The following is a 20,487-nucleotide window of genomic DNA, read 5'->3' as shown; positions in this document are numbered from 1 at the left end:
CGATCATTGATCATTTGGTCTTAGGCGGAGTTTTTCCGAGTGTAGCTCTCAACGCCGGGCCATTTCATGGCGCAGACAGCCCTGATAGTAGGTGTCCTTGATTTCCTTGGGGTTCATCCGGCTGCGGCTGGCGAAGGTCTGTTCGGTGATGCCCACCGCCATTTTCTTCATCCAGGGTCTGGAATACTGGCGGTTCTCGATCGCTTTGCGCGTGCTGTACAGGGTCTTGCCGGAAAGCTTGAACTGCTGGGCATTCTTCGCCACCTCCGAACCCCAGCGGCACATCTGCGCCTGGTTCTGGGTCACCGGCCTGGCCTGCGCCGTTGTGGCCAATCCCATCAATACTCCAACCATCATCAACAAAGGGGCACACCGCATAACGCTCAGCTTCCAGGCTCAAAATGGCGAGCATCATAGGGAGCGTTATCCGTTCAGGGGGCCAGTATCCTGCCATACCGGCATCTCTTCAGCGCTCAGGCCAAACGCTCGAAGCGGTACGGCGCCGGGTCGATGATCGGTGTGTGCCCCGACAGCAAATCCGCCGCCAGTTGCCCCGCCGCCGGTGAGGTACCGAAGCCATGCCCGGAAAAGCCGCTGGCCAGGGTCAGGCCGGGAAGCCTGGCCACCGGACCGATCACCGGGTTGGAATCCGGTGTCACATCAATAGTACCGGCCCAGGCCTGAGCGATTTGCGCGTTTTTGAACATCGGCCAGGCAGCGCTCAGATTACGCAACGCATCGTTATTGAGCTCGTTGTTGGCCGCCGGGTCCTGGACCCGCACCTTCTCGAACGGGCTGACCGAGTCGGCGCGCCAGCGACGCCCCAGCTTCAGGTCATCGAAGAAGTACTTGCCCAGCGAAATGCGCAAAAAGTCCCGCTGCGCCTTGAGCTGCGGCAAGAACCGGGTGCCCAGCAGCGCATGATCCAGGGTCAGGAAGGCATCGAGCTTGCCGCGCTGGGTGATGATGAACCCGCCATCGATATGCTTGCGAAACGAAAAGTCCGGCGCGCCTACCGCGATATCGGTCGGCCCCTCCATCGGCGTGGTGCGCAGCACCGAACAGGTCAGCGGCAATGTCGGCAGGTCGACGCCATGGTTGCCAAGCAAGCGCCGTGACCACAGCCCGCCAGCCAACAGCACCTGCTCGCAGCGCAGCTCGCCACGCTCGGTCACCACTGCGCTGACCCGCCCGGCGCTGGTGGTCAGGCCTCGCACGGCGCAGTTCTCCAGGATCACCGCGCCCTTGGCGATGGCGGCGTTGGCAATCGCGCTACAGGCCAGCGTCGGCTCGGCACGACCGTCCGATGGGGTGTAGATGCCGCCCTGCCAGTCGCCCTGCCCGTGCGGCACATGGCGGGCAATCTGCTGTTTGCTCAGCAACTGCGAATCCAGCCCCACAGACTCGACGCTTTTCAGCCAGTTCTCGTGCATCGCCAGTTGCGCTTCAGTGCGAGCAATGAACATGATCCCGGCCTGCCGGTAACCCACATCCACGCCAACCCGCTCAGCCATTTGCGCCCACAGCCGGTCGGCGGCCTGGGCCATCGGCAAATCGGCGGCGTGCCGATTGGTCTTGCGAATCCAGCCAAGATTACGTGACGACTGCTCGCCGCCAACCCGGCCCTTTTCCAGCACCACCACCGGAATCTTGCGCTCCGCCAGGGTCAGGGCGGCGGTCAGGCCAATGATGCCGGCGCCGATGATCACCACCGTGGTCGATGCTGGAAGCTCAGTGAAAGTACGCACGGGTGCAATAGTGGGAGCCATGGCAAGAAATTCGCTTGAAGTGAAAGACACCGGTCACCGGGACTGGGTAATGCGTTGCTGTTGTGCACTGGCTGCGCCGCGAAACGCAGTCACTTCCAGCTCCACCTTATAGACCGTGGAGCCCAACGGCGGGCAGGTCACGGTGGTTGCCGGGTCGATACCGCGGAATTTCTCACCGACGATGCCCATCACCGTTTCGACATCCTTGGGCTCCTGCACGTAAACGCGCGAGAACACCACGTCAGCCAGGCTGGCATCGACCGCCGCCAAGGCCGCTTCGATGTTGGCGAACACTTGGTGGGTCTGCTCGGTCAGGTCTTCGGCAATCAGCTTGGTCTGCGGATTGCGGCCGGCGGTATTGGACACGTAGATCCAGTTGTCTACCGCAACCAGCCGCGAGTAGCTGCCCATTTCTTCGAATTTGGAGCCCGTTTTGAGCTTGATGATTTGTGTCATGGGTATTCCTTAATGAGCCGGGTACGGGAAACCCCGCCAGGAGCAGCTTCAGCTGCGAATATTCGTTAGCCGGTTTTCAGCTCAGCACCGGGGTATCCCACAGGTTGAGCTTCACGCCGATGCCGCGCGCGATGGCGTTGCGGTACACCACGGTGCCCCAGGCCACGTCTTCGACCGGCATGCCACCCACCGACATCAAGATGATCTCTGCATCATCGAGACGGCCAGGCGCGTCACCGGCGATGATCTTGCCGATGTCCTCGACCTGCTCAGGCCTGAGCAGCCCCTCGGCGATCATGTCCATAAACCGCACGCCGATTACCGGCACGCAGTGGTGCGCAGGTTTAGGCAACTCGTGGAACCAGGCCTGGTACAGGCCGGTGTTGTCGACGACCTTGCGCACATCGGCCTGCTCCATGCCTGCATCGATATTGCAGGCCGCCGGCATGGCCAGAAATGCACCCGGTTTGACCCACTCGCGCTTGACCATCGGGTACAGCGCCGGGTCGCCCACCTCGCCAGAGCTGCAATAGGTCACCAGGTCCGAACCGCGCACCACCTCTTCGAGGGTCTCGACCACCTGGATGTTGACGATCTGCGGGAAGGTCACTTGCACCCAGGTGATGAAGTCATCCAGGCTCTTTTGCCCACGGCCCTTGATCTTGATCGTGTCAATCTGCGGACACACGGCCATGAACGCGGCGACCGAGGTCTTGCCCATCACCCCTGGCCCCAACAGGCCGATGACCTTCGAGTCCTTACGCGCCAGGTGCCGTGCGCCGACGCCAGGAATGGCCCCGGTGCGGTAGGCCGACAGCAGGTTGGCCGACATGTGGGCCAAAGGGGCACCGGTGTCGGCGTCGTTGAGGGTGAACATCAGGATCGAACGCGGCAGGCCCTTGTCGCGGTTGGCGATGTTGGAGCCGTACCACTTGACCCCGGCGGTGCAGAAGTTACCGCCCAGGTAGGCCGGCATGGCCATCATGCGTCGGTCGGCGGTGGGCTTGGGCATGTTCGGAAAGGGCGAGTTTTCCGGGAAGGTCACCATGGCGCCATGGGAGTCGTTGTTCGGCCCGGCCATGCGATAGTCGCCCTGATACAGCAGGCCGAACATCTCTTCCATGGTATCGACGCAGGACGGCATGTCGGTGACGCCAGCGCGAATCATGTCCGGCTCAGACAAGTAAATGAAATCGATCTTCGTATTATTGGTCATGTTGATCTCGAAGCACGGCGACAAAGTGGCTTCGAGTCTAGGGAGCGGGTTCAAGGGCGTATTGTAAAAATCGGACAGGCCCGGTCCTGACAGCAGACTTGCCTGAGTAGCATCAATGACGACCACCACCAGCACCTGCGAGCAACCCTGGTTCGTCCTCAACTCATCGGGCTATTGGGTGATGCGTGACGCGCATTCGGCGATCTCGCACTTTTATGCGCTGGAGGTGGACCAGCCGGCCGACCTGACCTACGCGGTGCCCGACGGCTGCGTCGATATCCTCTTTGATTGCGACAGCCATCGGCCCACCGCAAGGGTCTGCGGCACGCCACTGCGCGCCAAGCGGGTCGAGTTATTGAACCGGCATCGTTACTTCGGCGTGCGTTTTCAGCCCGGTGTGATTCCCGGCTTCGTCGCCAGTCTGACCGGGGAACTGGCGGAGCAGGAAGTGGATCTGTGTGATGTGTTGCCCTGCGCCCAACAACTGATCGAGCAGATTGCCCAGGCCACGGCATTGGGCAACCAGGCCGACGTCTTCAGCCGCCTCGCCGGCCAGTCCCTGGCCCGGCGAACCTCAGGGCTGAGCGGCAAGCTGGTCGAGTTCATCATCGCCCGACGCGGCGATATCCGCGTCCACCAGCTTGAAGCCATGAGTGGCTACACAAGCCGGACCTTACAGCGTCAGTTCCGTGAAGACACCGGCATTGCCCCGAAGACCTTCTGCCGCATCATTCGCTGCCAGGCGGCGCTAAGCAGCCTGACAGCGGACGGCACATTGCCGTGTTCGGAGCTGGCGCTGGAGTTGGGGTTTACCGATCAGTCGCACTTTATGCGCGACTTCAAGGCACTGGTCAGCACCACGCCCAATGACTATCAAAGGCGGGTAACTCAGGGGGCGTACAACGGCAGGATCCGGGTACTTGGAAGAAATGACGCGTCCCTCAAAGAAGCGCTACATAACGCTTGATTCTAATCAGCATATTGAAATTCATTGTCCCTTCATGAGTAAACCGCGCTTGGGTACAGCGGATCGTAAACTGCGCAACGAATGACCGGCCCTTACGTAAAAATTTCTGCTTTTACCCTGCTAAAGGCCATATCACGTGACGCCACCCGGTGCGCAACCGCCTGCACGGCAGAACGCAACAAGCTGCGCGATTGTTGTGGATTTTTTGCACAAAAATTCTGTAAAGCCCCAGCGTTAATGATCTATCTACCTGATAAATAAGAAAAATATTATTTACGGCACATTCTTTGGTTTGTCTGCCCCACTGCCTGGCGCGATTCGCCGGGCCAAGGACCGGACAGATGAATCAGAAACTCGGCACCCCACGCCAGCGCTGCGCCAACGAATTTTCCAGAACCCCGCTCAGCGGCACCAGCCTCTGCCCGTTCAAGGGGCCGGAAATTGCCATTGTGCCGGTGCGCTATGCCCTGGATCGCTCGCGCTATGACGTCAATCCCAATGTGCTTAAACCGCTGGCCCGGAACGCTCGATGGGCACGCCTGCCGCCGCTGAAAAGCCGCAGTTACACCTTGCGCCAGTTGCACGAGGGTTTTGTCTACGTATTCGACGAGACCGCAGGCACGCTGCACGAGTACGCCTACAGCGCACACAATGCACACCTGCAACGCATCAAGTGGAGCAGCGCCCACATAGGCCAGAACGAGCGCAGCGGCAGCGATGCCGGGCTGCCCTACCTCTCCTACCCGCGCGACCATGTGCTGCACATTGCCTTTGCGCCACTCCAATGGACCTGGCGCATCTGCGAGCGCCTGCGCTCGCACGAGGACAGCCGCAAGCGCTGGATGAAGCGCCTGGACCTGAGCAGTTACAGCCTCACCATGAATGAGCCGGGTACCCTGCCGCTGGCTGAGCTGGCCACCGCCGTGGCGGATATCGATGCCGGCCAGGTCACCGATGACGGGCGCTTTGACGACACGGCCATTCCTTCCCGAGAACCCGACCGCACACCTGAAGAACCGCCCCAGGACGAGTGGGTGACGCTGGGCGCGGACGTGCATTGGCTGGGCAACGTGCCGGACAAGGACAGCGCCCTGCTGATTGCCCTGGACGATCCGCTGACACTGGTCCGTGATCTGGGCATGCAGATGGCAGGCGACATCGCCGCCTTGCAGCGCTGGGAGGCGGAGTATGAGCATCGGTTGAAGATTGCCGGGGACGTTATACACCTGTGCGGTACTACAGCTGCCTTGTCGAAAGCCGAAGAGGCAGATCCTTATCTCGCGCAGCAATACCTGATAGACGCCGAAGGCTACCTGGAACAATACGAGCTGGAAGAGCGTATCTACGAAGAGAACGCCACCGTGGCCCCTGAAGCCGTGGAGATGTTCAGAGGCCCCCACCACCGCAACCGACGCAGCGCCACACTGCTTCAGGGGCTGATAGAGAAATACGGCAAGGCACCGAACCAGGCAGATATTGATACCTGGCTGGAGCGCAGCAAGTGGCGCCGCGAGATTGACCTCAAGGCAGCACGGCAGTGCCTGCAACAGCAGCAGCCTGTGCATGAGCAATTGCTGCAACGAGTGCGCGACACACGCACGGATATTCAAAACTGGGCACTACATATTGGCCTTGAACCAGACGCCCTGTTCATGGATACCGGTTATCCAAAGACCCTGCTGTACCTGCAAACCATCAAGGAAAACCTCACCATCATCCTGGAGCAAGACAAGGAGACCCTCAAATGGCTTACCGCACAGGAAAATAAAGCCACGACCCTGTTTGGCACCCAGCGCTACGGCTTCTCCCCCGCGATCAAGGCGGCGCTGGACACCGAGGCCAACAAACTGCTCGCCGGCATGGGCGACGTGACCAACCTCGGTACGCGCATTGGCGAACTCAACAACGCCCTCAACCACCGGGATTTTGCCAACAGCGCCTGGTACAAAGCGCTCGATGCCACTGCCCAGGCGACGCTCAAGGCCATGCAAGAGTTGGCCAGTGGCGCTGGCAAAGCCATCGCCCAAGGCATGCTCAGCGCCGCCATGATCACCAACACCCGGTTGTCCAAAAAAGAGCCCACGACCCTGGCGATTTTGTTACGCAACCTGCTCATCGGCCAACTGCTGGGCAACACCCCGGAAGGACTGTCGATCAACCGGCAGTTCGTGACCCATCTTAAAGAATGGAAGCGCCTGGAGGCCTTGCATGCTCAGCAACTGCGCAGCATGCGAAACGCTTGGTCTCAACCTGTCTACCGTCATGACCGACGTAACATGGGCCTTCAGTTGCAAGCACAGGAGGATCGCATCCGCGCCTATGCTATGAAGCTGCCTGACTTGCTGGACTTCAAAAACCAACGCCATGCCGAGCAGTTCAAGCAAGAGATGTACAGTTTTTTTCAGTCCGGCAAGAACGTCGTCAAAGACTGGAGCAAGCAAGTGCGCCAGTGGAGCCAGCGCCTGGGCATCCATGGCGCCGGTATCAGCTGGACAGTGATCACCTTGAATCTGTTCAACACCGCCTTTGTCTGGAGCGATATCACCCGCGACGGAAAGATTGACGGTAAAGACCTGAGAAAACTGGGTTACAACCTGGGGTATAGCCTCAATCTGATGATGGTGCTTTATCTGGAGGCGCCTTGGCAGGTGGTCAGGAATGCCAAGCCGATCACTATTTATACGAAAAGCATATCCATAATGAGCAGGTCGGCTGCGTATTGGAAAGTGCAGGGCAAACCCGATTGGGCTACTGCGGTTCGTGGTTTTCGTGTTCGGGCTTTTGCAGCAGGTGTCGTTGGCGGCCTGGGTGCTTTTCTAGAAGTATGGGAGTTAAGAGATGATATCGAGAACGCCAAAACCTCGTTAGAAAAAGACCTTTTGCGAGTCAAGTCTTTCGGCGCAGTTCTAATGGGGATCATCATGACTGCACCCGTCTTATCAGCACTATTTACAGGAAATTTTGCAATAGGTACCGCAGCACTGGCTCTTGGCGGCTGGGCGGCAGTAGGCGTCGCCATAGGTGGACTTATTTATCTAATAGCCAGCAAACTTCTAAATAATCTAAAGCAGGATAACATTGGCGTTTGGCTCCGCCGCTGCTGCTGGTCATTCACCTCCGAAAATCGCTATGCCGACACAGCAGCAGGCCAGGCAGAAGAAATACGCGCTTTTATGGAAGTCCAATTATGCCCACAGATTCTGGTGAAAAGCACTCACTCAACCGAATTCATCTACACGGGCAAAAACCATGTTCCGGTCAATACACAAAACGGAGCGTGGGTACAAATCCGGTTTCCCGAACAGGTCAGAGGCAGCAGTGTGCTCTTCGAGGTCATTAGCAGTAAAAAACAATTCCATTTCTTTACTGCGATAAAAGTAGATACCTCAATCCGGGAAAACTTCAAGAGTAATGGTGTTTACAAACCGATTAGCGAATGGGGAAACATTACCACCCAGCGCCCCTCCCATGACTATCCGCCACCATTTATACCCGAAATAAAAGATGAACAGGATATTCTCTGGCACACCTGGATACCTCTCGCCTCCGACGCAAGCTATCTAGAACTGCAAATCTGGTATCCGAACGATGTCGTTCATCCATCACCGTCGGATGCAGGATACCTTTACCAAATCGAACTCGACAGTTCTGGCACAGAGAGCATGGACGGGTTGAGCAAAGTCGAGTTACTGGTTAAAAACTCAAATCGAGACAAAGCCGGGCAACTATTTTTCACAACTTAAACATCCCCAATCATTAAACATCACAATCTATAAAACCATACAAAGCCACTCATATTGAGCTTGCCAAACATGTCAACAAAAACCGAAGATCACATCCCCGCCCTCAACATCCCACCCGCTAATCGGCAGGAAAACAGCCAGCCTCTTTTCCAATGGACGATAAAAAAGATAAATCTTCGACGAAAAACTATCTGGCTGACCCCTTTGATACTTTCAATATGGCCAGTCTCGCTAGGCATTTTAGCGTGGGACTTTCTAGACGCTGACCCAACAAGCTTCTATTGGTTCACGGGTGCAGGGATCATCGGCGAAATCTACTGCCTATATTTCATACTTCGGACGTCTATCTTTAACTATCGCATCTATCCGGAATACGGAGAAGTTGACGTCCAGCTTTATTATCCGAAATATACAAGGCACGTATTCAAGGGTATCGGTATCGTTATTATCGTCACCATTATCGGACTGGGAATTTCCGTCGGCTCGTGGCTTTTCTTTCTGGGCCCAGTGGCACTTATGGTCATGTCTGGCCTGAACATCATGGAATGGAAGCCACCGCCCTGCGAACTGGAAACCAGTATGGTTTGGGAGAAACACAACGCCGTCACCGTAGACCGCCGCTACCGCATCATCGTGATCCACAGAACAGACCTGAGCATAGGCTTCGAAGCCCGCCTGCCAAACAAGGCGCTGTTCGAGCAGTACCTGGCGTTCTTACGCACGGTCCTGCCTGAGGTAACAACGTACCGGGAGGAAGTCTGGAAGTGGTGACGAACACCTGCCACTTATCAAATCTGAACCGGCACAATTACCAAAGCTTAATCGCCGACCCTCTTGAGGCAGGGAGTTTCACTTCTCCCGCCAAATACTCACACTCGATATTGATACCAAACCCCATAAGCATGCCACCAGAACCTGACGACTACGCGCCAATCATCGGTACCACTCCCGTTCTGCGACAGGGAAACAGTGACCCCGTTTTCAAGTGGACAGTAAAACGAATCAACCTTCCCAGAAAAACCATCTGGCTAACTCTAATATTATTCTCCATATTCCCAGCTGCCGTAATCATTTCACTTTTCGATTTTCTGGAAACAGACCCTGGCAGCTTCTTCTGGCTGTCTGGCCCGCTGTTAGCCACGACACTGTCTGGCCTTTACTTCATGTTACGCACATCCACGTTCGACTACCGAATCTACCCGGAATGCGGCGAAGTCGATGTTCAACTTTACTACCCAAAATATACAAAGCACTTTTTCAAAGGTATTGGCATAATCCTTATCATTTCAGTCCTCGCGCTGGCAGCATTCATGGGTTCAATACTGTTTCTGCTCGTCTCAGTGCCTCCGATGATCATATCTGCCCTGAACATCATGGAATGGAAGCCACCGCCCTGCGAACTGGAAACCAGTATGGTTTGGGAGAAATACAACGCCGTCACCGTAGACCGCCGTTACCGCATCATCGTGATCCACAGAACAGACCTGACCATAGGCTTCGAAGCCCGCCTGCCAAACAAAGTGCTCTTCGAGCAGTACCTGGCGTTCTTACGCACTGTACTGCCTGAGGTAACAACGTACCGGGAAGAAGTTTGGAAATGGTGACGGACACCATAGGGCTTGGCCGCTGCGCAGATCTGGGAATGCATCATCCGGCGTCGCTTATCTAGCTGGCAAAAAATATTGCGCCTGCGCAGACAGTCACATCAACGCCGCCAGCACCACCGGCAACCACACAAATGACAGCACTGTGGAACACATCACCAGGTTCGCCACCTTCTCCGGCGACTGGTTGGCGCGCATGGCCAACAGGTAATTGAACACCGCCACCGGCATCGAGCATTGGGCGACCAGCACCGCGTGGGCCAGTGGCTGCATGCCCAATGTCAGACCGATCAGCCAGCCCACCGCCGCACCCAGCACAATTCGTAGACCACCCTGCAGCATGCCACTGGCTACGTGATGCAAGCGGATACTGGCCAGCGACACCCCCAGGGTCAGCAGCATCAACGGGATGGTCATGCCGCCGAGCAGATCGACGGTGTTGATCAGCCAGCGCGGCAGTTGCAGGCCAAAGAAAATGATCGGCATGGCCAGCGCCAGGCTGATGATGATCGGATTGCGCAGCAGGTCTTTGAATGAAGCGGCGCCCCCTGATAGCGCCAGCCCCAACGTGAACTGAAACAACGACAGGGTCAGGAAGAACGCCACTGCCAGCGCCAGGCCCTGGTCGCCAAACGCATACAGGCTGATCGGCAGGCCCATGTTGCCGGTGTTGGGAAACATGAACGCCGGGACCAGTACGCGCCAATGCTGGCGAAACAGCTTGCTCAGCAGCAGACCGATCATGGCCATGGCAAACATGCTCAATACGCAGGCCAGCGCCATGCTGGTAAAGGCTGCCGGGTCAAGCTGGGTCCGGCTCAGGGTCGAGAGCACCAGCGCTGGCGTGCCGATGGTCATCACCACCCGGGCGATAAAGTCGGTCGGATAGTTATGCCCTTTGCGCGCCCAACCATAGCCGATGGCCGCAACGATAAACACCGGGGCCAATACCGCAAACAGCGAAGCGAGCATGAAGGGTTCCTCCTTGAAAAGGCGTTCATGCTAGGGCTTGTACCGGTTGACCCGCAACCGCGCTTGCCCTGCATCCGCAAAATGAACGAATCAGTCACGACCAAAGCGATATTTTGATTGAAAAAATACTTTTAAGCGCTGAATTTTGCGTATAGGATCGCCATTAATGATCGATTCAATCATTCAATGATGATGACAAGACCAATAACATGGAGATCACCGATGAAGTTCACTGGAATCGTTCCAGCCCTCGTGACCCCCTTCGATGCCCGTCAGCAAATCGACGAGCAAGCCTTGGGCAACCTGATCGAAAGCCTGATTGACGCCGGTGTTCACGGGCTTTTTGTGCTGGGCACCAATGGTGAGTTCTTTGCCCTGAGCGAGGCCGAGAAAGTCCGCATCGCCCGGCTCACCGTGGAAGCGGCCCGCGGCCGGGTACCGGTGATTGCCGGAACCGGCGCCTTCGCCACCCGCGATGTGATTGAACTGAACAAAAAAATGACTGATGTGGGCGTTCAGGCCCTGTCGGTCATTACGCCATTTTTCAATGCGGTCAGCCAGACCGAACTGATCAACCACTACAGCGCGATTGGTGATGCTTCGCCACTGCCGATCATGCTTTACAACATCCCGGCCAAAACCGGCATGTCGATCGGCATCCCGGCAGTCGCCACCCTGTCGCAGCATCCGCAAATCAAGGGCATCAAAGACAGCGCCGGCAACTTCGACAGCCTGGTGCAGATGCTGCGCTACCGCAGTGACGACTTCGCCGTGTTTGCCGGCACCGACTCACTGATCTACTGGAACCTGCTGGCCGGTGGCGACGGTGCGGTGGCGGCCACGGCCAATGCCGTGCCGCAGGTGGTGATGGATATCTGGAATCGCTTCCAGGCCGGCGACCACGATGGCGCCCGCGCGGCCCAGGAAGCCCTGCGGCCACTGCGCGATGCTTTCGCGCTGGGGACCATGCCTTCGGTGCTGAAAAAGGCCACCGATCTGCTCAACGTGCGCGTCGGCCCATGCCGCGCCCCGACTGCCGAACTCGATGCGCAGACCGTGCACAAGCTCGAAGGTCTGCTGTCTGTCTACCGCGCCTAAGCCGGAGGATTACCATGTACCACTTTCAAACCGTCAAGCATGTCATCCACGGCCCCGACAGCCTGGCCAGCCTGGGCGAGCGCCTGCACCTGCTCGACACCCCGCTCAAGCGCGTGGTGCTGGTCACCCAGGACGCCATGCACCGCCTGGGCGTCACCGAACGGGTGGTCGCGCAACTGCAAGCGCAGTCGATTGCGGTCACCGTGATCGATAACGTCGAGATTGAGCCGACCCTGGAGAACATCGAAGGGGTGTTCCGCAGCGCCATCGCCCCTGCCGCGCCGGATGCGCTGATCGCCATTGGCGGCGGCAGTGTGCTGGATGCCGCCAAGCTGTTTTCGGTGATGCTCAGCAACGACACCCCGCTCAAGGACATGCTCGGCATCGACAAGGTAGCCCACCCCGGCAGGCCGACCGTGCTGGTCCCCACCACCTCCGGGACCGGTTCGGAAGTCACCCCTAATGCCATCGTCACCCTGCCCGACGAAGAACTGAAAATCGGCGTGGTCAGCCGGCATCTGCTGCCGACCCTGGTGATTCTCGACGCCAACCTGACTCTGGGCTTGCCCAAGCCGATTACCGCTGCGACCGGTATGGACGCTTTTACCCATGCGCTGGAGTCGTTTATCTCGACCAAGGCCAACCCGATCAGCGATGCCTTTGCTCTGGAGTCGATGCGGCTGATCGCCGGCAGCATCGTCGAAGCCTATCAGCAGCCAGGCTCGGTGCAGGCGCGCAGCGACATGCTGCTTGGCTCGATGTACGGCGGCCTGGCGTTGACCGCGGCCGGCACTGCGGCGGTGCATGCACTGGCCTATCCGCTGGGCGGCAAGTTCCATGTCACCCACGGGGTGGCCAATGCCATGCTGTTGCCGCATGTCATGGCGTTCAACATGGACAGCTGCGCAGCACGCCTGAAGCGGGCGGCCTGCGTGTGCGGCATCGCCCAACCCGGCGACAGCGACACGCTCGCGGCCGGCAAGCTGATCGAGCAGATCAAGCAATGGACCCGGGTCCTGGAGATTCCGCAGAACCTGCGCGACTTCGGAGTGGCCGAAGAGCATCTGGCCGACATGGCGGTCGCCGCCTCGAAAGTCACCCGGCTGATGATCAATAACCCCAAGGCCCTGAGCCTGGATGATATTGAGCAGTTGTACCGGTGCCTGCTGCCATGAGTGCCGAAGCTCGCCAGGTCGGGCTGTTGGTCATCGCCGACGATCTGTCCGGTGCGGCCGATTGCGCCGCCGGCTTCGCCCGCCACCTGCCGACCCGCGTGCTGCTCGATCAGAATGCCGATGGTTCAGGCTGCCCAGTCATTGCGCTGGACCTCGACACCCGCCGCCTGGCGCCGCAGCCCGCTGCCCGGCTCAATCGCTTGGTACTCGGCAACCCGGCCCTGCGCGGTCGCTACCTGTACAAGAAAATTGACTCGACCCTGCGCGGCAACCTGCCGAGCGAGGTCGGCGCCCTGCTGGAACATGGCATGGCCCTGATAGCACCGGCGTTCCCGGCGCTGCGCAGGACCACCCGCGGCAGTATTCAGTACCTCGACGGTGTACCGGTCAACGAGAGTGATGTGTGGCGCAACGAGGGTCTGACCGGCACCGCCAACTTGCTGGAGCTGTTCAGCGGCGAGGGTCTGAACTGTGCGGCTCTGGATTTGCTGCAGGTGCGTGGCGCTAATCTGGCCGGGCAGTTGCAGCAGCACCTGCATAACGGTACCCAGGTGCTGATCTGCGATGCCGAGCAGGATGCTGACCTGCACAGCCTGGCACTGGCTTCGGCCGCTTTCGCCGACCGGTTGTTCTGGGTCGGCTCGGCCGGGCTGGCCCTGCACCTGCCTGCCGCCCTTGGGTTACCCGCCGCAGGCGAGCCTTGCCGGCCGCAGGCTGCACAAGGCGGACCGATCCTGACCGTGGTCGGCAGCATGTCGCGCCACTCCCAGGCCCAGGCAGCTTTGCTGGCCGAGCGCACCGGGCAACGCTGGGCGCGGATCGAACCACGGCTGCTACTCGATGGCAGTGCCCACAGTGAACGGCAGGCGCTGGCAATTCATCTGGCCAGTGTGCTGGACAGCGGCAGCGACTTGCTGGTCAGCCTCGATCAGGCGCAGCGTGCCCCTGAACAGGCCGCGCAGCTCAGCCAGGCGCTGGCCGGGCTGTTGGCTGCCCTGCCCGCCAAGGCCGCTGCGCTGATCGCCACCGGCGGTGAAACCGCCCGCGCCCTGCTGACTGTCGCTGACATCGATGCGCTGCAACTGCATGGCGAACTGGCGCCTGGGGTGGTGTTGTCCAGCGCCCGCCATCAGGGCCGCACGTTACCCGTCGTCACCAAGGCCGGCGGCTTCGGCCAGCCCGACACCCTCTATCAGGCCTGGGCGCATCTGTGCCAGGCCCGCGACTCACGCTCTGAGCCCACACCACCTAATAACGAGGAACCCCAGCATGTCTGAGCGTCCTGTGATCGGCATCACCATGGGTGATGCGGCCGGCGTCGGTCCGGAAATCATCATGAAATCCCTGCAACACGACAGCGTCTATGCCATGTGCCGGCCGCTGGTGATTGGCGATGCCAAGCGGCTGGTCGATGCCAATCGGATCGTCGCTGGCACGCTGCAAGTCAACGCCATCGAACAGCCCGAGCAGGCCCGCTTTCAGCCAGGCGTGGTGGATTGTATCGATCTGGGGCTGATCCCCGATGACCTGCCCTACGGCCAGTTATCGGCGGTGGCCGGTGATGCGGCCTTTCGTTATATCGAGCGCACCGTGCAACTGACCGAGGCCGGTGCCCTGGACGCGATATGCACCGCGCCACTGAACAAGGAAGCACTGCACGCCGGCGGGCATATCTTCCCCGGCCACACCGAAATGCTCGCGCACCTGACCGGCATCGAAGAGGTGTCGATGATGCTCATGACCCCGACGCTGCGGGTCATTCATGTCACGACCCACATCGGCATCATCGACGCCATTGCGCGCATCGAGCCAGGTCTGGTGCGCCGCACCATTGAGCGCGCCCATGCCACGCTGACCCGCGCCGGGATCGAAAACCCGTTGATCGCGGTGTGCGGCATCAATCCGCATGCCGGTGAAAACGGCCTGTTCGGCTATGGCGAAGAGGCGACCAAGATCCAGCCGGCGATTGACGAGCTGCGCGCCCGTGGCTGGCGCGTCGAAGGCCCGCTGCCGGCCGACACGCTGTTTTTCCGCGCCGGGCGCGGCGACTTCGATGCGGTGGTGGCCATGTATCACGACCAGGGCCACGGCCCGGTCAAGGTCATGGGGCTGGAAGCCGGGGTCAACGTCACGGTCGGCCTGCCGGTGATCCGCACCTCCGTGGACCACGGCACCGCTTTCGATATCGCCGGCAAGGGCATCGCCGACGAGCGCAGTCTGATCGAGGCACTGCGTCAGGCGGTCGAGCTGGCGACCCGCAAACGCACCCTGGAGCAACCCGCGCACGCCTGAACCTCAATGCATCTTTTCCTCAAGCAAGCCCTGAATAACAACAATTGGAGCGAATGATGGAAACTTTTGACTCTCAAGCGACGTTAATCATCGTCGGGATGGTTGTCGTCTACGTCCTGTTCACCACCTGGCTGACCCTGCGCATGCGCAGCAAGAACAGCGAGCAGTACATGGTGGCGGCGCGCAGCATGCCGGCGTTTATCGTTGGCGTGCTGATGATGTCCGAATACATCGGTGCCAAGTCCACCATCGGCACCGCGCAGGCCGCCTTCGAAAGTGGCATGGCCGCCGCCTGGGCGGTGGTGGCGGCGGCGATCGGCTTTCCGCTGTTCGGCATCCTGATGGCGAGAAAGCTCTACAGCTCAGGCGAATACACCATCTCCGGGTTCATTGAGCGCAAATACGGCTACTCGGCCAAACTGATGGTGTCGATCATCATGATCTACGCCCTGCTGCTGGTGAACGTCGGCAACTACATCAGCGGCGCGGCGGCGATCTCCACGGTGATGCACATCAACCTGCCCACCGCAGCCTTCATCACCGCCGTCGTCAGTACCCTTTACTACGCCTTTGGCGGCCTCAAGAGCGTGGCTTACATCAGTGTCCTGCACACCGTGGTCAAGTATGCCGGGGTGATGATCGTACTGTGGGTGGCAGTCAAGCTCGCCGGCGGTTTCGACAAGGTCCATCAGGGCCTGCCAGAGCACTACTTCACCTGGACCGGCGCCATCGGCGGCTCCAAGGTCATGGCCTGGATCATCGGTACGGTGGGCGCGATCTTCTCCACCCAGTACATCATGCAGGCGATCAGTTCGACCAAAAACCCCAACGCGGCGCGTAATTCAGCACTGTGGGCGGGCCTGCTGTGCCTGCCGATCTCGATTGCTCTGGGGCTGATCGGCGTCGTCGCCAAGTACCTGCACCCCGATATGAACAGCCTGTATGCGATGCCGGTGTTCCTGCATTCGATGAGCCCCTGGCTGGCCGGTGTCGTGACCATCTCGCTGGTGGCTTCGGTGTTCGTCGGCGTCAGCGCGGTGGCCCTGGCGATCACCTCGCTGGTAGTGCGCGACTTCTATGTACCGCTGTGCAAGCCGTCGGCTGAACGCGAATTCAAGATGACCAAGCTCATCAGCCTGGTGATCGGTTTCCTGCCCCTGGTGTTCGTCTTCGCCGTGCCGGAAATCCTCAGCCTGTCGTTCTTCACCCGCGCCCTGCGCCTGTCGATCACCGTGATTGCCCTGGTCGCCATCTACCTGCCGCTGTTCGCCACCGGTCGCGGCGCGACCTGGGGGCTGGGCGCGGCGACCGTGACCACCAGCCTGTGGTATGTACTGGGTAACCCGTACGGTATCGACAACATGTACATCGCCCTGGTGACCCCTGCCCTGGTCATCTGCATCGAACGTCTGCTGCCACGCAGCAACAAGCCCGCTACCCAGTCTTCGGAGGCCAGCAATGTCAACAATTGAGCAACGCCAGGACGCCTACCTGCCGACCCCTTACGCGCAGAATCACGCCGCCAACCTGCATGAACTGGCTGACGGCACGTTGCTGTGCACCTGGTTTGCCGGCACCCAGGAAGGCATGGCCGACATCTTCGTGCTGCTGTCACGCCGCGACCCGCACAGCGGTGTCTGGAGCGAGGCCGAGCAACTGTCGGATGACCCTGCCCGCTCGGAACAGAACCCGATTCTGTTTCAGGCCCCCGATGGCCCGCTGTGGCTGATCTGGACCGCGCAGATTTCCGGTAATCAGGAAACCGCCGTGGTGCGCCGCCGCCTGTCTGAGGATGGCGGCAAGAGCTGGGGGCAAATCGCTGACCTGTTCGAAGAGGCCGGTACTTTCGTGCGCCATCCGCCCGAAGTGCTTAGCAACGGCGACTGGGTATTGCCGGTCTGGTATTGCATCACCCTGCCTGGCGAAAAATGGGTCGGCACCCATGACGTCAGCGCGGTGATGATCAGCAGCGACCATGGCCGCACCTGGAGCCGTCACGACGTGCCGCACAGCACCGGCTGCGTGCACATGAACGTCCATGAACTGGCCGACGGCAGCCTGCTGGGGCTGTTCCGCAGCCGCTGGGCCGATCATGTTTATTCCAGCCGTTCCACCGATCAGGGCCGGACCTGGAGCGCACCTGCGCCGACCGAGCTACCCAACAACAACTCATCGATCCAGTACGTGCGCCTGGCCAGCGGTGAACTGGCGCTGGTCTACAACCCGATCAACGCCGAAGGCATCGAGCAGCGGCGGCTGTCGCTGTACGACGAAATCGAGGACGAGGGTGATGAGCGTGTCACCCCCGGCGCCAACGCCGACGGGCGCAGCGCGGTGTGGGGCATCCCCAGGGCGCCGATGAGCCTGGCGATTTCTCGCGATGAAGGCCGCAGTTGGCCGCTGCGCCTGGATATCGAGCTGGGCGACGGCTTTTGCATGACCAACAACTCCAAAGAGAAGCTCAATCGCGAGTACTCCTACCCGAGCATCATCCAGGCCCGTGACGGCAGTCTGCATGTCGCGTTCACTTACTTCCGGCAGAAGATCAAGCACGTGCACATCCCGCTGGCGGCGATCCGCTGAAGCAGACCTGGAGGTCTAAACCGCCGTAGGAGCTGCTTCAGCAGCGATGCTTTTCGCGGCTAAAGCCGCTCCTACGGGGTAATGCCGATCAGTTAAGAGCATTGAGATCTTTGTGGGAGGCAGCTCTGCTGGCGAATACAGAAGTACATCCACAACAGATGTGCCGGTTTTACTGGCCCTGTCGCGAGTAGACCGGGGCGCCGGCCGGCCCCTCCCACGGGGCCCAACCAGACCCACTAATCGCTTAACTGATCGGCATTGCTCCTACGGGGCAGTGCGTCTGGCCAACTTTATGGAGAACCCTTCAATGCCTGAAAACGCCCCTATCGCCCTGGTCACCGGGGTCAGCTCCGGTATCGGTGAGGCCATTGCCAGCCGTCTGCTGGACGATGGCTGGCAGGTCATAGGTCTGAGCCGTAGCCGTCCTGCACTGGAGCATCCGCAACTGCGCTGGGTCGCTGCTGACATGGCTGACAATCAAGCACTTGAGCACGCCCTTGAACAGGTCGGTGAACTGGACGCCATCGTGCATGCTGCAGGTTTCATGCGCACCGCACCGCTGGGTGAGCTACTGGCCGAAGACGGCGCGGCCATGTGGCAGGTGCATGTCGCCGCCGCCACGCAACTGGTCGACAGCCTGCTCGGACGCCTGCGGGTGCCCGGACGCATTGTGCTGATCGGCAGCCGAACCATGAACGGCGCCAGTGGGCGTAGCCAATACGCAGCGACCAAGGCCGCGCTGGTCGGGCTGGTGCGTTCCTGGGCCATCGAACTGGCACCGCACGGCATCACCGTCAATCTGGTCGCCCCCGGCGCCACCGCGACACCGATGCTCAGCGCCCCCGGCCGGCAAGGCACGCCGCCGCGCAAACCACCGATCGGCCGCTTCATTCAACCCGAGGAAGTCGCCGCGATGACCGCGTTCCTGCTCGGCCCGCAGGCTGGGGCCATTACCGGCCAGAGCCTGGTGATCTGCGGAGGGGCGTCGTTGTAAGCCGTTGCCGAGCGCCCAAAGATGATTCAATGGGCCCCCGGCAACAAATGCTAAAGTGTCGCCTCACCCCCTGAAGGATCGCCATGAAAGTCGCCAAACGCCGCCAGGCCATTCTGGAGCTGGTGCTTGCCAACCACGGCAATATGAACGTCGAGAGTCTGTGCTCGATCATGCAGGTCTCCGAAGCCACGGTACGCCGTGACCTCACCGCGCTGGCCGGGCAAGGCATGATCATGCGTACCTATGGCGGTGCAACGCATATCGGCAAGCAGGCGCCAGAGACCTCGCTGGAAGAACGCAGCATCCAGTCCGGCCCGGAAAAAAGCCGGATTGCCCGCACCGCACTGGCGCACATTCAGGATAACGACACCATCGTACTGGACAGCGGCACCACCACCGCGACCCTGGCGCAACTGCTCAAGGAGCGGCGCGGCCTGCATGTGATCACCAACAACATTCTTGCCCTGCCGGCCTTGCGCGAGCTGCCCGAAGGGCGGGTTACCCTGCTCGGCGGCGACCTGCGCCCCGGCAGCATGGCCACCTTCGGCGCCGCGGCCCTCGCCGCTCTGGAGCGTTTGACTGCCAACAAGGTGTTCGTCAGCGCCGACGGCGTGGTCGCCGGGCGCGGTTTGTGCGAAGCCAATGCCGACCAGGCCTGGCTGAAAGAAAAAATGCTGCAACAGGCTGCCGAAGTATTTGTGCTGGCCGACGCCAGCAAGATCGGTCGCGATCAGCAGCAACACTGGACACCGCTCAACACGCACTGGACCTTGATCACCACCGCACGCCGTGAAGCACTGCTGGAGTTCGAGGCCGATACCCGCATCACCCTGCTCCAGGCCGACTGAGCGGTCTTGTTTGACCTGCGCCAGCACATGGCGCACCCTCAGGGCCCCTCAGTTGCAGATCGCTCGCGTTCATGGATCAGAAACTTCTCAGACTGCCCCGCAACACAAAGGGCCGAGACCTGGTGGTCGGCGATATCCACTTCAAACTGCAGGAATTGTTCGAAGGTCTTGAAGCGCTGGACTTCAATCCAGAGCACGACCGCCTGATCAGTGTGGGCGACCTGATCGACCGCGGCCCTGGCGTGCTGCAAGGACTCAGGCTGCTGGGCGAGCCCTGGTTCTACATGGTGCAAGGCAACCATGAGCGCATGCTCATCGACGCCTGGCTGCGCAACCCCCACGCGCCCTACTCGGCCCACGGTGCCGAGTGGTGGCTGTATATCGATGACGACTCAAAAGCAATGATCGTGCGCAAGCTGCAAAGCCTGCCGATCGTGATCGAGATCGACACCGTCAACGGGATGGTCGGCGTCCTGCATGCCGATGTGCCGGCGCAACTGAGCTGGCAAGCCTTTACCGGCGCCCTGGATGCACCACGGGTCAGCGAGACCGCGCTGTGGGGCCGCGAGCGCATCCGCCGTGGCAATCACCATGGTGTGACCGGGATCTGGCGGGTGTGCACCGGGCATACCCGGGTCGACACGCCCCAGCGACTGGGCAACGTGCTGGCGCTGGACTGTACGGGTGGTGGTGGCGGCCCGCTGGCGTTGTATTGCGTGCAGGACGACACCGTTTATGTGCAGGGCCACAGCGTCTGAGACGATATTCGA

18 protein-coding genes are annotated in these 20,487 nt (G+C 60.1%); 13 read left to right on the top strand and 5 right to left on the bottom strand.

The window, feature by feature from the left end; translation table 11 throughout:
• Window positions 1–48: 48 nt before the first annotated feature.
• From NJC38_RS22770 to NJC38_RS22755, 4 genes are all read right to left on the bottom strand, one after another.
• Window positions 49–339 (bottom strand): hypothetical protein, encoded by a 291-nt coding sequence (locus NJC38_RS22770; protein WP_231906477.1) that lies wholly within the window; start codon window positions 337–339, stop codon window positions 49–51.
• A gap of 134 nt (window positions 340–473) precedes the next feature.
• The gene (locus tag NJC38_RS22765) at window positions 474–1,769 is read right to left on the bottom strand and encodes an FAD-binding oxidoreductase (protein WP_253117213.1); all 1,296 of its coding nucleotides are present in this window, start codon (window positions 1,767–1,769) and stop codon (window positions 474–476) included.
• Between the two features lie 33 nt (window positions 1,770–1,802).
• Window positions 1,803–2,225 carry a RidA family protein gene (locus tag NJC38_RS22760; RefSeq protein WP_253117212.1) on the bottom strand — a complete coding sequence of 141 codons (423 nt, stop codon included), beginning with the start codon at window positions 2,223–2,225 and terminating at the stop codon, window positions 1,803–1,805.
• A gap of 76 nt (window positions 2,226–2,301) precedes the next feature.
• Window positions 2,302–3,441 (bottom strand): tyramine oxidase subunit B, encoded by a 1,140-nt coding sequence (locus NJC38_RS22755; RefSeq protein ID WP_045494774.1) that lies wholly within the window; start codon window positions 3,439–3,441, stop codon window positions 2,302–2,304.
• A gap of 115 nt (window positions 3,442–3,556) precedes the next feature.
• Here NJC38_RS22755 and NJC38_RS22750 point away from each other — a divergent pair, with 115 nt between their 5' ends.
• The 4 genes from NJC38_RS22750 (at window position 3,557) to NJC38_RS22735 (ending at window position 9,755) form a co-directional block, all read left to right on the top strand.
• The gene (locus NJC38_RS22750; RefSeq protein ID WP_253117211.1) at window positions 3,557–4,408 is read left to right on the top strand and encodes a helix-turn-helix domain-containing protein; all 852 of its coding nucleotides are present in this window, start codon (window positions 3,557–3,559) and stop codon (window positions 4,406–4,408) included.
• A 341-nt stretch (window positions 4,409–4,749) separates the two neighbouring features.
• Window positions 4,750–8,151 (top strand): T6SS effector BTH_I2691 family protein, encoded by a 3,402-nt coding sequence (locus NJC38_RS22745; RefSeq protein WP_253117210.1) that lies wholly within the window; start codon window positions 4,750–4,752, stop codon window positions 8,149–8,151.
• Window positions 8,152–8,220: 69 nt separating this feature from the next.
• A complete protein-coding gene (locus NJC38_RS22740; protein ID WP_253117209.1) occupies window positions 8,221–8,922 on the top strand; it encodes a hypothetical protein in 702 nt (233 codons plus the stop codon).
• The gene (locus tag NJC38_RS22735; RefSeq protein WP_253117208.1) at window positions 8,916–9,755 is read left to right on the top strand and encodes a hypothetical protein; all 840 of its coding nucleotides are present in this window, start codon (window positions 8,916–8,918) and stop codon (window positions 9,753–9,755) included. The genes NJC38_RS22740 and NJC38_RS22735 overlap by 7 nt, the downstream gene beginning before the upstream one ends.
• Before the next feature lie 96 nt (window positions 9,756–9,851).
• On the opposite strand, the gene NJC38_RS22730 is transcribed toward NJC38_RS22735, so the two are convergent.
• Complete coding sequence (locus NJC38_RS22730) at window positions 9,852–10,727, bottom strand: AEC family transporter (RefSeq protein ID WP_253117207.1); 876 nt, start codon at window positions 10,725–10,727, stop codon at window positions 9,852–9,854.
• 222 nt (window positions 10,728–10,949) lie between these two features.
• Between NJC38_RS22730 and dapA the strand changes: the two genes are divergently transcribed.
• The 9 genes from dapA (at window position 10,950) to NJC38_RS22685 (ending at window position 20,475) form a co-directional block, all read left to right on the top strand.
• Window positions 10,950–11,825 (top strand): 4-hydroxy-tetrahydrodipicolinate synthase, encoded by an 876-nt coding sequence (gene dapA / locus NJC38_RS22725; protein ID WP_253117206.1) that lies wholly within the window; start codon window positions 10,950–10,952, stop codon window positions 11,823–11,825.
• Between the two features lie 14 nt (window positions 11,826–11,839).
• Window positions 11,840–13,000 (top strand): iron-containing alcohol dehydrogenase, encoded by a 1,161-nt coding sequence (locus NJC38_RS22720; RefSeq protein WP_253117205.1) that lies wholly within the window; start codon window positions 11,840–11,842, stop codon window positions 12,998–13,000.
• Window positions 12,997–14,277 (top strand): four-carbon acid sugar kinase family protein, encoded by a 1,281-nt coding sequence (locus NJC38_RS22715; RefSeq protein WP_253117204.1) that lies wholly within the window; start codon window positions 12,997–12,999, stop codon window positions 14,275–14,277. Before NJC38_RS22720 ends, NJC38_RS22715 begins: the two co-directional genes overlap by 4 nt.
• Entirely contained in the window at window positions 14,270–15,292 is a 1,023-nt protein-coding gene (gene pdxA / locus NJC38_RS22710) for a 4-hydroxythreonine-4-phosphate dehydrogenase PdxA (RefSeq protein WP_253117203.1), read from the top strand. The genes NJC38_RS22715 and pdxA overlap by 8 nt, the downstream gene beginning before the upstream one ends.
• 56 nt (window positions 15,293–15,348) lie before the next feature.
• Window positions 15,349–16,764 (top strand): sodium:solute symporter family protein, encoded by a 1,416-nt coding sequence (locus NJC38_RS22705; protein ID WP_253117202.1) that lies wholly within the window; start codon window positions 15,349–15,351, stop codon window positions 16,762–16,764.
• On the top strand, window positions 16,751–17,875 hold the full coding sequence (locus NJC38_RS22700; RefSeq protein ID WP_253117201.1) for an exo-alpha-sialidase: 1,125 nt from the start codon (window positions 16,751–16,753) through the stop codon (window positions 17,873–17,875). The genes NJC38_RS22705 and NJC38_RS22700 overlap by 14 nt, the downstream gene beginning before the upstream one ends.
• A gap of 307 nt (window positions 17,876–18,182) precedes the next feature.
• The gene (locus NJC38_RS22695) at window positions 18,183–18,869 is read left to right on the top strand and encodes an SDR family oxidoreductase (protein ID WP_253117200.1); all 687 of its coding nucleotides are present in this window, start codon (window positions 18,183–18,185) and stop codon (window positions 18,867–18,869) included.
• Between the two features lie 83 nt (window positions 18,870–18,952).
• Window positions 18,953–19,717, top strand: a complete 765-nt coding sequence (locus NJC38_RS22690; RefSeq protein ID WP_253117199.1) for a DeoR/GlpR family DNA-binding transcription regulator — start codon at window positions 18,953–18,955, stop codon at window positions 19,715–19,717.
• Between the two features lie 71 nt (window positions 19,718–19,788).
• The gene (locus tag NJC38_RS22685; protein ID WP_253117198.1) at window positions 19,789–20,475 is read left to right on the top strand and encodes a metallophosphoesterase; all 687 of its coding nucleotides are present in this window, start codon (window positions 19,789–19,791) and stop codon (window positions 20,473–20,475) included.
• Window positions 20,476–20,487 lie beyond the last annotated feature (12 nt).

This window comes from Pseudomonas sp. 21LCFQ010 (assembly GCF_024129905.1).
Taxonomy (GTDB): domain Bacteria; phylum Pseudomonadota; class Gammaproteobacteria; order Pseudomonadales; family Pseudomonadaceae; genus Aquipseudomonas.
This window is presented reverse-complemented; position numbering and strand designations above follow the sequence as displayed.

What these genes read in the sequence shown, in the direction of transcription:
- NJC38_RS22770 (WP_231906477.1), bottom strand. Translation starts at nt 339, where the DNA reads ATGGGATTGGCCACAACGGCGCAGGCCAGGCCGGTGACCCAGAACCAG.
- NJC38_RS22765 (WP_253117213.1), bottom strand. Translation starts at nt 1,769, where the DNA reads ATGGCTCCCACTATTGCACCCGTGCGTACTTTCACTGAGCTTCCAGCA.
- NJC38_RS22760 (WP_253117212.1), bottom strand. Translation starts at nt 2,225, where the DNA reads ATGACACAAATCATCAAGCTCAAAACGGGCTCCAAATTCGAAGAAATG.
- NJC38_RS22755 (WP_045494774.1), bottom strand. Translation starts at nt 3,441, where the DNA reads ATGACCAATAATACGAAGATCGATTTCATTTACTTGTCTGAGCCGGAC.
- NJC38_RS22750 (WP_253117211.1), top strand. Translation starts at nt 3,557, where the DNA reads ATGACGACCACCACCAGCACCTGCGAGCAACCCTGGTTCGTCCTCAAC.
- NJC38_RS22745 (WP_253117210.1), top strand. Translation starts at nt 4,750, where the DNA reads ATGAATCAGAAACTCGGCACCCCACGCCAGCGCTGCGCCAACGAATTT.
- NJC38_RS22740 (WP_253117209.1), top strand. Translation starts at nt 8,221, where the DNA reads ATGTCAACAAAAACCGAAGATCACATCCCCGCCCTCAACATCCCACCC.
- NJC38_RS22730 (WP_253117207.1), bottom strand. Translation starts at nt 10,727, where the DNA reads ATGCTCGCTTCGCTGTTTGCGGTATTGGCCCCGGTGTTTATCGTTGCG.
- dapA (WP_253117206.1), top strand. Translation starts at nt 10,950, where the DNA reads ATGAAGTTCACTGGAATCGTTCCAGCCCTCGTGACCCCCTTCGATGCC.
- NJC38_RS22720 (WP_253117205.1), top strand. Translation starts at nt 11,840, where the DNA reads ATGTACCACTTTCAAACCGTCAAGCATGTCATCCACGGCCCCGACAGC.
- NJC38_RS22715 (WP_253117204.1), top strand. Translation starts at nt 12,997, where the DNA reads ATGAGTGCCGAAGCTCGCCAGGTCGGGCTGTTGGTCATCGCCGACGAT.
- pdxA (WP_253117203.1), top strand. Translation starts at nt 14,270, where the DNA reads ATGTCTGAGCGTCCTGTGATCGGCATCACCATGGGTGATGCGGCCGGC.
- NJC38_RS22705 (WP_253117202.1), top strand. Translation starts at nt 15,349, where the DNA reads ATGGAAACTTTTGACTCTCAAGCGACGTTAATCATCGTCGGGATGGTT.
- NJC38_RS22700 (WP_253117201.1), top strand. Translation starts at nt 16,751, where the DNA reads ATGTCAACAATTGAGCAACGCCAGGACGCCTACCTGCCGACCCCTTAC.
- NJC38_RS22695 (WP_253117200.1), top strand. Translation starts at nt 18,183, where the DNA reads ATGCCTGAAAACGCCCCTATCGCCCTGGTCACCGGGGTCAGCTCCGGT.
- NJC38_RS22690 (WP_253117199.1), top strand. Translation starts at nt 18,953, where the DNA reads ATGAAAGTCGCCAAACGCCGCCAGGCCATTCTGGAGCTGGTGCTTGCC.
- NJC38_RS22685 (WP_253117198.1), top strand. Translation starts at nt 19,789, where the DNA reads ATGGATCAGAAACTTCTCAGACTGCCCCGCAACACAAAGGGCCGAGAC.